Genomic DNA, 13,494 nt, shown 5'->3' with positions numbered 1-13,494 from the left:
GCAATGTAACATTCGCAAGTCACAGCCCGTGGCGCTGCGGCCTCCACGGCCGTGTCGACGCGCCGCCCTTCCGCAAGCCTCGCCGCACGCTATATGTGAAGCCATGTCCGCAAGCCCTGATCTCCGCTCCAGCATCGATCCCGAAGAGGTCGAGCGTTTCTCCAGGATCGCCGCCGAATGGTGGGACCCGCATGGCAAGTTCGCGCCGTTGCACCGGTTCAATCCGACCCGGCTGACCTTCATTCGCGACAAGACGCTGGCCCGGTTCGGCCGTGATCCTCTGGCGCGGCGGCCGTTCGAGGGCCTGCGTCTCTTGGATATCGGCTGCGGCGGCGGGCTGTTGTCGGAGCCCATGAGCCGGCTGGGCTTTGCGGTCACCGGCGTGGACGCCTCGGAGCGCAATATCGGCACAGCCAGCACCCATGCCGCCGAGCAGGGCCTGACCATCGACTATCGCTGCGCCACCGCAGAGCAGTTGCTGGCGGAGGGGACGCCCCCCTTCGACGTGATCCTCAATATGGAGGTGATCGAGCACGTGGCCGATCCGGGGGAATACCTGCGGACCTGTTCGCGCCTGCTGGCCCCCGGCGGCCTGATGATCGTGGCCACCCTCAACCGCACCCTGAAGGCCTTCGCGCTCGCCAAGGTCGGCGCCGAATATGTGCTGCGCTGGCTGCCCGCAGGCACCCACGACTGGACCAAGTTCCTCAAGCCCGACGAACTGCGCGGCTTCCTCAAGGATGAGAAGCTGCAGGTTCAAGGGCCGTTCGGGGTGGCCTACGACCCCATGAACGGCCGTTGGTGCCGGTCGTCAGACTGCGACATCAACTACATGATGACTGTCACCCGCGACGCGTCGTAAACACGGCCCGTTCAAAGGACCAATACATGGCTTCGATACGCGTGCTCAGTCACGCCTTCCGCGCTTGGCGGCGCAATATGAAGTGGGCCAAGCACGAGCCGGAAACGCCGTACCTGGCTGACATGCTGTCCGGCGCCCCCGTATGCCTGCATGTGGGCGCCAGTGACGGCCGCCACTCCTACGTGATGACCCAGGTGGCGCCCGACGCGCGCATCTATGCCTTCGAGCCCTCGGCCTTCACCTTCGAGGTGCTGCAGCATTGCCTCGCCTGGCACGGCATTTCCCGCCAGGTGACCCCGATCCACGCCGCGGTGTCCGACGCGCCGGGCGAGATGCTGCTGGTGACGCCGAAGAAGACCTCGGGCCGCATGGGCCGAGCCTACGCCTTCGTCTCGGACGCAGCTCCGGAGGGCAAGGTCCGCCCCGACCTGGAGGATGTCGGCGTTGAGCTGCAGCCGACCCCGGTGGTGACCCTGGATCAGTACTGCGAGACCCATGGCGTCAACCGGGTCGACTTCATCCGCATGGATATCGAGGGCGCGGAGCAGAAGGCGCTCACCGGCGCGCTGGAGATCATCGATCGCGACCGCCCCCACGTGCTGCTGGAAATCCACCCGGCCATGCTGGAGGCCCGCTTCGGCGGCACGGCCGAGGCGGTGGTCGATATGTTCCGCTCACGCGGCTACCGCATGTTCGCCCTGAACGGCGACCGGCTTGAGGAACGCACCACGGTGGTGCCCAACCTTCCCTGGAAGGACTACTTCTTCGTCCACCCCAGCCGCGCCGCGAAACTCCCCGACGGTGTCTTCAAGGCGCGGATGGCGGCCTAGGCCCCTAGCGCGCCACCGGCCTAACGTCCTAAACCTCACCCCAACAACGATATGGGGGAGGGGACAGCGATGCTGGCCTTGATGATGGACCGGGCGCTCAACCTGCCGTCCATCCTGGAATATGCCGCGGCCTATCATGGCGACCGGGAGGTGGTGACGCGCACCGTTGAGGGGCCGATCCACCGCTACACCTATGCCGACGCGCTGGTGCGCGCCAAGCAGATGGCCAAAGCCCTGACGGCCCTCGGGGTGAAGCGCGGCGACCGCGTCGCGACCCTGGCCTGGAGCACCCATCGCCACTTCGAGCTCTACTACGCCGTGAGCGGCATCGGGGCGGTGCTGCACACCATCAATCCACGCTTGCATCCCGATCAGGTGGCCTGGGTGGCCAACCACGCCGAGGACAGCGTCCTGCTGTTCGACATCACCTTCGGCGAACTGGTGGGCGAGCTCGCGCCCAAGATGAGCACGGTGAAGACCTTCGTGGCCCTCACCGACCGCGAGCATCTTCCCGCGGAGGCGCCGGCCGGGACCCTGGTCTATGAGGAGCTGATCGCCGCCAACAGGCCGGACTTCATTTGGCCGGAGCTGGACGAGCGGACCGCCTCGGGCCTCTGCTACACCTCGGGCACCACGGGCAATCCGAAGGGCGTGCTCTATTCGCACCGCGCCACCGTGCTGCACGCCATGGCCATGGTGCAGCCCGACGCCTTCGACCTGGGGGCGCGGGACGCCGTCCTGCCCTGCGCCCAGATGTACCACGCCAACGCCTGGTGCACCCCCTATGGCGCGCCGCTGGTGGGGGCCAAGCTGATCCTGCCGGGCCGACATCTCGACGGCCCCTCGATCTGCGAACTGGCGGTGGCCGAGAAGGCCACCTTCCTGCTGGGCGTGCCGACGATCTGGATCGGCGTGCTCGATCATCTCGACCAGACCAACCAGAAGCTCACCACGGTGCGCACGGTCGCCGTTGGGGGTTCCGCGCCCACAGCGGCCTTGATCTCTCGCATCGAGGACCAAGTAGGCGCGTCGGTTCGTCAGATCTGGGGCATGACCGAGACCAGTCCCATGGGGGTCATCAACACCGCCCTGCCGACCCACGCCGGAGAGGACCCGACGACAGCCACCGCACGCAAGCTGAAGCAGGGCCGGGGGCTCTGGGGCGTGGAGATGCGCATCCTGGCTGACGACGGCGCCGAACAGCCCCGCGATGGCGTGAGCCCGGGCGCCCTGCAGGTGCGCGGCCCCTGGGTGTCCTCCGCCTATTTCAAGAACGAAGGCGCCCAGGCCTTCACCGACGACGGCTGGTTTGACACAGGTGACATCGCCACCCTCGATCCGGAAGGCTACCTGCGCCTCACCGATCGGGCCAAGGACGTGATCAAGTCGGGGGGAGAGTGGATTTCCACCCTGGACCTGGAGGACGCCGTCTCATCCCACCCGTCCGTGGCCATGGCGGCGGCCATCGGGGTGCCGCATCCGAAGTGGGACGAGCGGCCCCTGCTGCTGGTCACCCTGCGTCCCGGCCAGACCGCCGACCCAGAGGCTCTGAAGGCCCACGTCGCCGCCCGCGTCGCCAAGTGGTGGACGCCCGACGAGGTGCGCATCGTCGAGGCCCTGCCGATCGGCCCCACCGGGAAGGTGCTCAAGCGCGAGCTCCGTGACCAGTTGGGCACAGCCCCCTCAAACTAAGGGGCTGCGCGCCCGAACCCGGCTGGCCATCCCGCGTTCAGACCCCAGTTGAGTCGGGACGGCGGAGTATCGAGCGTGGCGCGTAAACGGCCCAAGGGCGTTCTGGAGATCACCTGGGCCGTGGCGGAATCCGCTGTCCGGGGCCGGCAGGAACACGTCCCCGTCGCCGATGACTATCCTGACACCGTGGTTCGGCGGATCAGCTTCGCCGCGGGCGGCGGCCTGGGCTGGAGGCTGTCGGCCATCGAAAGCCCTCGCGCCAGGCCCGCCCCCTGGAAGATCGTCGTCGTCACCGGCGCCCCGTCGTGGGCCGAGTACTGGGCCCCGGCCATCGCCGCCCTGCCCGAGGACCGGGAGATGGTGGTGGTGGACCGCCCCGGCTATGCGGGATCTGAGCCGGTGGAATATGTCGGTGATATTGGACAGCAGGCTCTCGCCCTCAGTCCCCTGCTGCAGGCCAAGCCCGGCCAAAGGATCCTGCTGGTGGGCCAATCCTATGGCGCCGCCATCGCGACGCTGATGGCGTCCGCCAACCCTGGCAAGGTCGCCGGCTTGGTGCTGCTCTCGGGCTACTATGGCCAGCCGGGACCGACCGCCGAGTGGCTGCTCAAGGTGGGCGCGCGGATGCTGAAGATCATCCCCCGGGACGTGCGGCACGCGGTCCTGGAGGTCACCAATCAGGCCGGCCAACTGGAAGGCATGCATGCCGCGCTGCGCAGGTTGAGGGTTCCCGTCCACGTGGTGCACGGCGACAAGGACGACTTCGCCCCGATCGAACTGGCCGAGAAGCTGGTGGCGGAGACCCGCACGCGCCGGCCCATGCGTTTTGAGCGGGTGAGCGGAGCCAACCACTTCCTGAACGATGGCCCGGCGGAGGATCTGTTGGCGACCCTCGAGGGCTGCATACCAAGGCCCTTGGCGTTCAAGCTCAGCTGGCCCCGGTGGCCGAACCGCTTGTGGCTTGCCAAACCCAAGGCCAGGGTCGCGGTGGCGAATTGATGAACAAGTCTCCGTGACGCCGGATCTCTCGCCAGGACGGCTGCGGCCGTGTCGCAGGTCGGAGCTTTGACGACCGACCCCAGCAAACCCAATTTCCCTTGGCGCGCGTCACCTGAACGGCGATAAGGTCTGCCTCTCGGAAGTCTTGGGCATACCCGGACTTCGATAATCCGCCCGGATCAATCGGGCGCTGTTGGGGAACGCCAGGATGAAAGCCGCAGTGCTGCGCGAAGTGGGTAAGCCGCTTCAGATCGAAGACGTCCAGATCAACAAGCCGGGTCCCCACGAGGTCTTGATCCGCACCAAGGCCGCCGGCCTTTGCCATTCCGACCTGCACTTCATGCTGGGCTCGTATCCGACCGTCCTGCCGACGGTTCTGGGCCATGAGAGCGCCGGCGTCGTGGAACAGGTGGGCTCCGAAGTCCGCACGGTGAAGGTGGGCGATCACGTCATCACCTGCCTTTCGGCCTATTGCGGCCACTGCGACCAGTGCCTCACCGGCCACCTGTCGCTCTGCGTCTCGCCCGAGACCAAGCGCGACAAGGACGAGGAGCCCCGGCTCAGCGCCGCCAACGGCCCGATGGCGCAGTATCTGAACCTGTCGTCCTTCGCTGAGCAGATGCTGATCCACGAGCACGCCTGCGTCGCGATCCGCAAGGACATGCCGCTCGACCGCGCCGCCCTGATCGGCTGCTCGGTGATGACCGGCGTCGGCGCCGCGATCCACACCTCCAGCGTCCGTCCGGGCGAGACCGTGGCCGTCATCGGCCTGGGCGGCGTCGGCCTGGCGGCGGTCAACGGCGCGTCCATCGCGGGCGCTGGCCGGATCATCGCCATCGACAACGTGGGCTCCAAGCACAATCTCGCCATGCAGTTCGGCGCCACCGACTTCATCGATGCTTCGCAGACCGACGCGGTCAAGGAAGTGCTCGAAATGACCAAGGGCGGGGTGCATCACTCCTTCGAGGCCATCGGCCTGTCCAAGACCGCCGAGCAGGCCTTCAACATGCTTCGCCGCGGCGGCACCGCCAACATCATCGGCATGATCCCGGTCGGCCAGACCATCACCCTGATGGGCGCCGCCTTCCTGGGCGAGAAGAAGCTTCAGGGCTCGATGATGGGGTCCAACCGCTTCCCGGTGGACATGCCGCGCCTGGTGGACATGTACATGTCGGGCAAGCTGAAGCTCGACGAGATGATCTCCCAGCGCATCAAGCTGGAACAGGTCAACGAAGGCTTCGACGATATGAAGAAGGGCGGGCTCGCCCGCTCCGTCATCATGTTCGACTGATCGCTTCGGCGATCCGGAAATAGGCAAGGCCCTCCCTCGCGGGAGGGCCTTTTTCGTGGCCGGGGCTCGCCGTTAGGGTTAAGCCTCTGTATTCCATAAATAAAGACGTGAACCTCGGAAACTGGAGGGGATGCGGGGGGTTAGGTCCGGGTACCCCCCTTGAGGAGCAACCCCATGGCCGACCAGTCCGACCCCGAGCTGCTGCGCCTGGCCCATATCTGGCAGATGCGGTTCGGCGAGCCACCGCCCATCGTCACCGACGCGGAGATGATCCGGCGGGTGCTGGACTCCCTCCCGCCGGACCCGGTCAAGGACAAGGCCGCCTAGGCTTGCAGCACCTTCCGAACCCCGGCGTTGAGGTCATTCTCAACCCGGCTCTCGACATTGAACAGCATGGTGGCGCGCGTGTCGGCGTCATAGGGCGCCCAGGCGGGCAGGCCGGGTGCGTTAGGGTCGCCGGTGCGGGCGAAGGCCAGCCAGGCGGAGGACATCTGGTCAGCCACCGCCTGAGGTTCGTCCCCCCGACCCACGAAATTGCGGGCCTTCTCGACATTGTCGAACACCAGGGGAATCTCCAGGGCGTGGGGACACTTCAGCCGGCCGCGTGACACCGGTGTCTCCCAGGTGAGCATATAGACATAGGCCGGCGCGGCCCTCTGGGCGGCCTTGCGCTCGGCGATGGTGATGGAGCCCAGCCACATGCCCGTGGCCGTCTGGGCGGCGCTGACCAGGTAGGTGGGCGAATAGTCGGGGTGGACCTTGCGCAGTTCGGCGACGAGGGCCTCGGCCTTGTCCCCGGCCGCGGCTTTGGAGCGCTTGGCCAGGTCTTCTTCGGTCAGCTCGCCGAACTTCGGATCGCCGATCATGAAGAGGGTGCTCTCGTCCTTGTTGGTGCCGATCAGCACCGGGACGTCGGCGCTGATGGCCGGGGCGTCGGGGACGAAGGGATCGCGGGGCAGGGCGACCCCGTCCACCACCGGGGTGAAGCCGCGCATACGGTCGCCCACCTTCACACTGGCGCGGCTGAGGGTCTCGGTGTCGATGGCCGCAAGGCCGGCGGCGTCCTTCACCCCCAGCAGGTCCAGATAGGCCTGGGCGGTCTTGCCCGCATCGGCCTTCGTGGCGCCGCGCAGGCCTGGGCCCGACTGGATGATCGCCTTGTGGAACAGACCCGTGGCGCCCGGCATGGCCATCAACAGGGAGACTTTCCAGCCGCCGCCGCTCTCGCCGAAGATGGTGACGTTGGAGGCGTCACCGCCAAAAGCCTCGATATTGTCACGCACCCATTCCAGCACCTGGACGATATCCAGCATGCCAGCGACCCCCGACTGGGCGTATTCCGGCCCGAACACGTCGCCGAGGTGCAGGTAGCCGAAGACGTTGAGGCGATGGTTGACGGTGACAGTCACCACGTCGCCCTTTCGGGCCAGGGCGCCACCGTCGTACATGGCCGCGCCGCCCGAGCCGTTGGCGAAGCCGCCCCCGTGCAGCCAGACCATGACCGGCCGCTTGGCGCTGTCCAGACCTGGCGTCCAGACATTGATGAACAGGCAGTCCTCGGAGGAGCCAGGCTCGTCGGGCGCGGGCGGATCACCGGCGGAGGAACCCCGCTCGCCGGGCGCCATGCCCGACTGGATGGCCGGCGCGCCGTAGCTGACCGCCTCGGCGACCTCGGACCAGGCCGCCGGCCGCCGGGGCGGCTTGAACCGGCCCTCTCCGGTCGGCGGGGCGCCATAGCGCAGGCCCTTGAACACCTGCAGGCTGTCCTCGACATAGCCCCGGACCGGCCCGTTGCTGGTCTTGACCACCGAGGTGCGGGTGAGCGGCGCGAGCGCCATGTCGTCGGCCATCTGAGCCTCCTCCTGAACGAGGGCTCTACCGGCCCCTGACGTCATTCTGCGCCTGGGTATGGGAAGATGGCAACGCTGGCGGTCACTCGGAGAAGACGCCCATCAGCACAGGGCGCGCATAGTCCTCCATCACCCGAAGGGTGGAGCCTGGGTGGCGGACGGGGTCCATGGAATTGGCGCTGTTGAAGGCCACCATCAGCATCTGGGCGGTCAGCAGGGCGTCCACCGGGCGGATTGAGCCGTCGGCCACGCCGTCGCTGATCTGACCGGCGAAGGCGTGTGCGATCTGCTGGAAGCGCAGGCGCAGCCTGCGGCGCATGGGCCTGGGGACGGCCGCCATGGCGTGGTGGCGCAGCATGCGGCCCGCTTCCCCTGAGGCCTGATGATGGATCAGGGAGCAGACCGCCAGCCAGATGCGCCGCCAGCCGTCCGGCTGTTCGCAGGCGCGGTTCCGGGCTTCGTCGATCAGGTCAAAGGTGCGTTGGAAGCAGGCGGCGGCCAACTCATCCTTGTCCGTGTTGTGGTGATAGAACGAGCCCTTGGTGACCTTGAGCTGGGCCGAGATCTTGTCCACCGAGGCGCCGCGATAGCCCTCCCGGTTGATGAGGTCGGTGGCGGCGATGAGAAACCGTTCCCGGGTCACCTCGTCGTTCTGGGCGACGGGGGAGCCCAACGCCAGCAGCGGCAGGTCCGGCCAGGCCTGCCCTTCGCCCGCCAGACCCTTCAGCAAGGTGTCGGCGATCCTGTTGGCCACGCGGGCGTAGTCGCCGGGCTCATACAGGGCCAGCCAGGCGTCGGCCCAGCCCAGTTGGTCGACGATCAGGCGAGCCAGGGCCGCGCGCCGGGCGCGGGTCATCCAGGGCAGGGCGTCGGTCTTGCCGAAGTGGCCGATCCGGACATAGAGCTCGCGGAAGGAGTGCATCAGGGGCTGGTGCTGGTCGCCCTCGATCAGGTGGATCTCGCTGAAGGGCGCCAGGGGCGGCTGTTCGCCCAGCTGGATCAGCCGGCGCACCTCGAAATAGGCGACCACGAACCGACGCAGTCGGGCGGCGGGCTCGGTCTCCTGGAACGCCTGGTCCAGCATGGCGTCCCAGCGGCGGATGGTGTCGTGCAGGACCGCTGCGGCCAGGTCTTCCTTGCGCTTGAAGTAGTAGGTGAGGCTGACGGGGTGCAGGTCCATCATCTTGGCGACCGCGGCCAGGGTGAATCCTGAGACCCCACGGTCCTTGAAGACCTCCGTGGCCGCCGCCATGATCGCGTCACGCTTGGCGGCGTAGCGGGCGCGGACCTTGGACGGATTGGCGGCGGGGGCCATGGAATCGTTGCTCCGACAGAGACTTAAGCCAGACCTTAGAGCGCCGGGGCGCGTCGGAAAAGCGGCGTCGCGACACACCTGGGCGCGGTGGCCGGGCGGACGTCATCATGACGTTGTCGGCTTCCCGTGGCCTCGTTCGTCCTGGGGAAGCGCCTCGAGACCCCCGGCCACAGTCGGGGGAGGCCGGGAGGTTCGGCGTCTACCTGGCCGTGATGGCCTGGGGCGGCCCTCTGGCTGCGCGACGCGCGGTTGCGGTCGCTCTTCCCCTGGCGGCGGCTCTAGGGCCGCAGCCCGGCGACCTGGATCGGGTCCGCCGAGGCGAGTTTCCGGGTGTCACCCTGGGACGCCTCGGCCTCGGCATGGCTGACAAGCTTGTCGATGTGGGCCTTCTTGGCGCGGAAGGCGGCCAGTTGGGCGCCGGCCAGGACTGTGCCGGTGGGCACCTTGGCGCCGATCGGGCTGACGCGTCGGCCCTTCATCCAGGTCTCGTAGTGCAGGTGGGGACCGGTCGAGGCGCCGGTGGAGCCGACATAGGCCACCAGTTGACCTTGGCGCACCCGCTGGCCGGGCTTGAGGCCCTTGGCGTAGCGCGACAGGTGAGCGTAACCGGTCTCCCAACCGCCCGCGTGGCGGATGCGTAGCCAGTTGCCGTAGCCGCCCCAGCGACGGGCCTCCACCACGACGCCGTCGCCGGCGGCCAGCACCGGGGTGCCAGAGCCCGCGCCGAAATCGATGCCCTGGTGCATGCGGTTGAAGCCCAGGATCGGGTGACGGCGCATGCCGAAGGTCGAGGTCATCCGCGCCCCGTCCACCGGGGTGCGCAGCAGGAAGCCCTTGATGTTCTTGCCCGCGTCATCGAGGTACTCGACGTCGCCGTCGGGCATCTCGAAGCGATAGAAGCGGATGCCCTTGATCTCGGCATATTCCAGGTCGCCGGTTTCGACGGTCCGGCCGCTCTCGGTGACCTTGCGGTCGAAGACCAGTTCGAACTTGTCGCCCGGCTTGATGTCGCGGTCGAAGTCCACCTTGTGGGAGAACAGCTTCACCATCTGGGCGGTGATGGAAGAGGTGGCCCCAAGGCGCGAGGCGCTCTCATACAGGGAGCCGGTGATGGCGCCCTGGGCGACCGTGGTCTCGTCGCGAATCTTCTCTTCCATCTCCCGCAGGCGCAGGGCGCCGTCGAAGGTGCGTGAGACGGTCACCGCCGTGGCCGGGCCGGTGCGCAGGGACAGGCCGATCAGGCGCGCCGGTCCACGCTCGCCGCGCGGCTTGGCGATGGCGGCGTCAAAGGCGAGCCCGGCCTTGATGTGGACGGTGTCCATGGCCTCGCCCAGGGTCTGGACAGCCTGGCGGGCGTCATCGGGGGCGACGCCGGCCCTCAGGACGGCGGCCTCGAAGGTCTCACCCGGCTGAATCTTGACGGCGATGTTTTCGGGCCGGGTGAACCCGGGCTGCGCTTCGGCCTGGGTGAAGGCGGCGTGCTGCAGGGCGGAAATGGCGGCGGGGTCGAGCGGGGGCGGCGTCGGTGCGGTCGCCTCGGCGGCGGTCAGCTTCCAGCCTAGAGCCAGGGCGGCGAAACCGGCAACACCGACCAGCAGGCGCGGCGCAAGACGCAGGGTTGGGCGTCTCGGATCGAACTCGTGCATCGTGCCCCCGTTACTAATATCGCTCTAGCCAAGCTTGACCTTGGCAAGTTCAAAATGGCGCATCTGGCATGCAAGCCAGCAAAACGCAGGCCGGGCCATCGTGGCCCCCCTTGGTTAACCGTATGTGACCCCGCGGTGGACTGGTCCATTTGTCACGGCAGGAGTTCATCCAACGGGATTGCGGCGACATCTCGTCACCCGGGTTGCTTAAGCGCGCCTCCTCTACAGAAGACTAAGCACGAGTTCCGCCGGACGGCATAGGGCGGCCCCCTTGGGTGTTACGACAATAGGCCGATTCACCAGGATCGGCTCCAGGATCATGGCGGCGAATAGCGCGTCATCCGACGCGGCCGGATCGCTCAGCCCCAGCTCATCGGCCCGGGTGCCGTTGACCCGCAGGATGTCGTGCGCCCCGACCCCCATGGCCTTGGTCAGGTCGTGGAGCTGATCCCGGGTCCAGCCGACCTTCACATACTCCACGACCGTCGGGTCCAGGCCCTTCTCACGCAGCAGGGCCAGGGTGTTGCGCGAGGTGCCGCAGGCGGGGTTGTGATAGATGGTGATGTCGCTCATGGGCTTCCTTTAGCCTCTCCGCCTCACCAGGTGAACCGCTGCTCGCCGGTGACGATGGTGGAACCCGAGATCGAGTTTCCCGAGACCTTCGGCGGCATCTTGGGCAGGGGCTTGGCGTCGGTTGGCCAGGCCTCGGTGGTGGCGGTGTAGCGGGTGTCTATGACCCCGGGGCCCTTGGCGCGGAAGCCGACCGCCACGCCCTCGGCCGCGCCTTGCCAATAGATGCGGTTCCACTGGCCAGGCTGGGTGAGCAGCTTGACCGGGCGGCCGTTGATCGTGGCGTGGGTCAGCTTGCCTGTCGGGCGAATGTCCAGGGTCAGGGTCCGGGCGCCGACCGGCGGCACGATCCTCACCTCCAGGGAACCGTCGATCACGCGGTTGAGCATGACCGCTGGGGGCAGGGGGTTCACGGGCTTGGCCCAGGCCGACAGGATGTCGCCCTGGGAACCCCGCCAGCCGCCCGGCGCGTCATCCTTCACGATGTGGCCGCCGTCGGCCTTGAGGACGGTGCGCGCCCAGTCCGGCGGATTGGGCGCCAGGCTGAAGCGCTTGGCCTGGCCGGTGGCGCCCTGGACGACATAGGCCACGATGGCGGGCTGCGGATGGCGCGCGCTCCACGGGGGGATGGTTCGGACGAGGCCCACCACCGCGAAGCCCACCGCCAGGACGATCAGGGCCACGGTGCGCGGGCGGGTCTCCTCCGGCTCGGCCTGGATCAGCGGCCAGAGCAGCAGGGCGCTCAGCCAGACGAACAGCGCCTGGACCTCCACCATGTCGATGCCGATGAAGACTCCGTGCGCGTAGCTCAGCACCCATTGAAGGCCCACCGCCGCCAGCACGGCGACGATGATTGGCGCGGCGATGGGCCGCCAGGTCCCCATGCCGCTGACGGCGCCGGCCAAGGCGCCAAAGGCCAGGGGCCAGGCGATCAGGAAGGCGGCGGTGGGAGCCATGATCTGGAGCGCGAGGGCGGCGAGGAAGGCCAGGCCAAGCACCCCGGTCCAGGTCCCGGCGACGCCCGCGGGGCGTCCGAAGGCCAGCAGGGCCACGACGGCCCCGGCTCCACCGATCCCCAGGCCGATGAGGTTCCAATCCGACACGGCGGTGCACAGGAAGCCAGCCAGCAGGGCCAGGCCCGCGGCCGCCAGGCGCATGCGTCCCCGGCCCACCGCCGCGGCGGTGTAGAGCAGGGCGCCGATCCCCACCACCAGCAGGGCCAGCTCCCACAGGTGGACATTGGCCAGCAGCTTGGCCTGATCGTAGAAGCCAAAGCCCGCGCCTGTCACCCGGCGCGCCAGCATGAAGAGGGTGGCCGAGGTCAGCAGCAGGTAGAGCGCCGCCCCGACGCCTTTGGCGACGTCGGCCCAGACAAAGGCGTCGGCCCGGCGCGCGCGCCAGACGCCCAGCGCCGTCAGGGCGAGCGCCACGGCCAGCACCCCCCAGCCCGCCAGGGGCGGGTAGGCCAAGAGATAAGAGCCGAGGGTGTTGGAATAGACCTTGTCGGGCGCCTTGCCGGGCAGGGCGGGCGCGAAGGCGGCTTCACGGGCCGTCGCCAGCACCTCGTCGCCCAGGTGCTGCAGGCTGCCTTGACTGAGGTTTTCCGGCGTCGAGACCGGCGAGTGATAGTCGAACTGCCGGGCGATGAAGGCGTAGTTCAACCCGGCGATCCCGGCCTCTCGGGGCACCGTGAAGTCGGTGTCGTTAGGCAACTGCTTGTAGAGATAGACGGTCAGCGAACTGGAGGCCGGCGACGGCGCCACCTTGCGGAACATGTCCACCACCGCGCCGTTGGCCGCCGCGGTCTCGAACATGTTGGCCGGACCAGCGCCGCCCCGGGCCTCCATGTTGATGACGAAGCCGATGCGGCGGGCCAGGGGATGGCTCTGGAAGAACCCCGACGCGCCGACCAGGCCCGCCTCTTCGCCATCGGTGAGCAGCAGGACGACGTCACGGGCCGGCGTACCCTGCGCCTTCAGGTTGCGCATGATCTCCAGGCCGGCCGCCACCCCGGCGGCGTCGTCGGCCGCCCCGGGGGAGCCCGGAACGCTGTCATAGTGGGCCATCAGGGCCAGGGCCGGCGCGCTGCGGTCCTTGCCCGGCAGGACGCCGATGACGTTCTCCACCACGCCGCCGATCACCAGGGGCTCCTTGCCCGGCCGCTCCTGGAAGGCGTCGATGCGCTGGATCTGCGGCGACAGGCCCAGCTGCGTCATGCGGCTGACCAGGTAGTTGCGCACGGCGTAGTTGGCGGGCGAGCCGGTGGGGTGGGGGGCCTTGGCGATCACCCGGTTGTCGACCATGGCGCGGCCGGCCGAGAAGACGTTGGCCGGCGCATCCAGGCCCAGCGGCCTGGGTGTCATGTTCGCCACGGCCGCCGCGATCAGGGCGACCGCCAGGACCACGGCCACCAGGACATCTTTTCTCAACATGAACGCT

General features: G+C 68.2%; 11 protein-coding genes. 6 read left to right on the top strand and 5 right to left on the bottom strand.

From position 1 onward, the window contains the following. Positions 1–91 precede the first annotated feature (91 nt). The 6 genes from ubiG (at position 92) to Q8N10_RS18360 (ending at position 6,001) form a co-directional block, all read left to right on the top strand. The gene (ubiG, locus tag Q8N10_RS18385; protein WP_305663972.1) at positions 92–862 is read left to right on the top strand and encodes a bifunctional 2-polyprenyl-6-hydroxyphenol methylase/3-demethylubiquinol 3-O-methyltransferase UbiG; all 771 of its coding nucleotides are present in this window, start codon (positions 92–94) and stop codon (positions 860–862) included. 26 nt (positions 863–888) lie between these two features. Beyond that, positions 889–1,692 (top strand): FkbM family methyltransferase, encoded by an 804-nt coding sequence (locus Q8N10_RS18380; protein ID WP_304774659.1) that lies wholly within the window; start codon positions 889–891, stop codon positions 1,690–1,692. 69 nt (positions 1,693–1,761) lie between these two features. Continuing rightward, positions 1,762–3,384: a long-chain fatty acid--CoA ligase gene (locus Q8N10_RS18375; protein WP_304774661.1), complete on the top strand. Its 1,623-nt coding sequence runs from the start codon at positions 1,762–1,764 to the stop codon at positions 3,382–3,384. A gap of 75 nt (positions 3,385–3,459) precedes the next feature. Next, on the top strand, positions 3,460–4,383 hold the full coding sequence (locus Q8N10_RS18370; protein ID WP_304774663.1) for an alpha/beta fold hydrolase: 924 nt from the start codon (positions 3,460–3,462) through the stop codon (positions 4,381–4,383). A gap of 208 nt (positions 4,384–4,591) precedes the next feature. Continuing rightward, positions 4,592–5,674, top strand: a complete 1,083-nt coding sequence (locus Q8N10_RS18365) for a Zn-dependent alcohol dehydrogenase (protein ID WP_304774665.1) — start codon at positions 4,592–4,594, stop codon at positions 5,672–5,674. 174 nt (positions 5,675–5,848) lie between these two features. Beyond that, entirely contained in the window at positions 5,849–6,001 is a 153-nt protein-coding gene (locus Q8N10_RS18360; RefSeq protein ID WP_304774667.1) for a hypothetical protein, read from the top strand. Here the strand turns inward: Q8N10_RS18360 and Q8N10_RS18355 are convergent. From Q8N10_RS18355 to Q8N10_RS18335, 5 genes are all read right to left on the bottom strand, one after another. Beyond that, positions 5,998–7,524, bottom strand: coding sequence for a carboxylesterase/lipase family protein (locus Q8N10_RS18355; protein WP_304774669.1), 1,527 nt, complete (start codon positions 7,522–7,524; stop codon positions 5,998–6,000). The two genes, Q8N10_RS18360 and Q8N10_RS18355, sit on opposite strands and share 4 nt — an antisense overlap. A gap of 82 nt (positions 7,525–7,606) precedes the next feature. Next, positions 7,607–8,839, bottom strand: coding sequence for a TetR/AcrR family transcriptional regulator (locus tag Q8N10_RS18350; RefSeq protein WP_304774670.1), 1,233 nt, complete (start codon positions 8,837–8,839; stop codon positions 7,607–7,609). Between the two features lie 278 nt (positions 8,840–9,117). After that, positions 9,118–10,485: a M23 family metallopeptidase gene (locus Q8N10_RS18345; RefSeq protein WP_304774672.1), complete on the bottom strand. Its 1,368-nt coding sequence runs from the start codon at positions 10,483–10,485 to the stop codon at positions 9,118–9,120. 222 nt (positions 10,486–10,707) lie between these two features. After that, a complete protein-coding gene (arsC, locus tag Q8N10_RS18340) occupies positions 10,708–11,058 on the bottom strand; it encodes an arsenate reductase (glutaredoxin) (RefSeq protein ID WP_304774674.1) in 351 nt (116 codons plus the stop codon). 23 nt (positions 11,059–11,081) lie between these two features. Continuing rightward, positions 11,082–13,487, bottom strand: coding sequence for a M20/M25/M40 family metallo-hydrolase (locus tag Q8N10_RS18335; RefSeq protein ID WP_304774676.1), 2,406 nt, complete (start codon positions 13,485–13,487; stop codon positions 11,082–11,084). Positions 13,488–13,494 lie beyond the last annotated feature (7 nt).

This window comes from Phenylobacterium sp., from assembly GCF_030693625.1.
Taxonomy (GTDB): Bacteria; Pseudomonadota; Alphaproteobacteria; order Caulobacterales; family Caulobacteraceae; genus Phenylobacterium; species Phenylobacterium ferrooxidans.
Note: the sequence above shows the minus strand (reverse complement) of the source record. Positions and strands in the feature narration are given on the sequence as shown.

Bases quoted from the DNA above. Each gene is read 5' to 3' on its own strand.
- Q8N10_RS18380 (WP_304774659.1), top strand. From the start codon at position 889: ATGGCTTCGATACGCGTGCTCAGTCACGCCTTCCGCGCTTGGCGGCGC.
- Q8N10_RS18375 (WP_304774661.1), top strand. From the start codon at position 1,762: ATGCTGGCCTTGATGATGGACCGGGCGCTCAACCTGCCGTCCATCCTG.
- Q8N10_RS18365 (WP_304774665.1), top strand. From the start codon at position 4,592: ATGAAAGCCGCAGTGCTGCGCGAAGTGGGTAAGCCGCTTCAGATCGAA.
- Q8N10_RS18360 (WP_304774667.1), top strand. From the start codon at position 5,849: ATGGCCGACCAGTCCGACCCCGAGCTGCTGCGCCTGGCCCATATCTGG.
- Q8N10_RS18355 (WP_304774669.1), bottom strand. From the start codon at position 7,524: ATGGCCGACGACATGGCGCTCGCGCCGCTCACCCGCACCTCGGTGGTC.
- Q8N10_RS18350 (WP_304774670.1), bottom strand. From the start codon at position 8,839: ATGGCCCCCGCCGCCAATCCGTCCAAGGTCCGCGCCCGCTACGCCGCC.
- Q8N10_RS18345 (WP_304774672.1), bottom strand. From the start codon at position 10,485: ATGCACGAGTTCGATCCGAGACGCCCAACCCTGCGTCTTGCGCCGCGC.
- arsC (WP_304774674.1), bottom strand. From the start codon at position 11,058: ATGAGCGACATCACCATCTATCACAACCCCGCCTGCGGCACCTCGCGC.
- Q8N10_RS18335 (WP_304774676.1), bottom strand. From the start codon at position 13,487: ATGTTGAGAAAAGATGTCCTGGTGGCCGTGGTCCTGGCGGTCGCCCTG.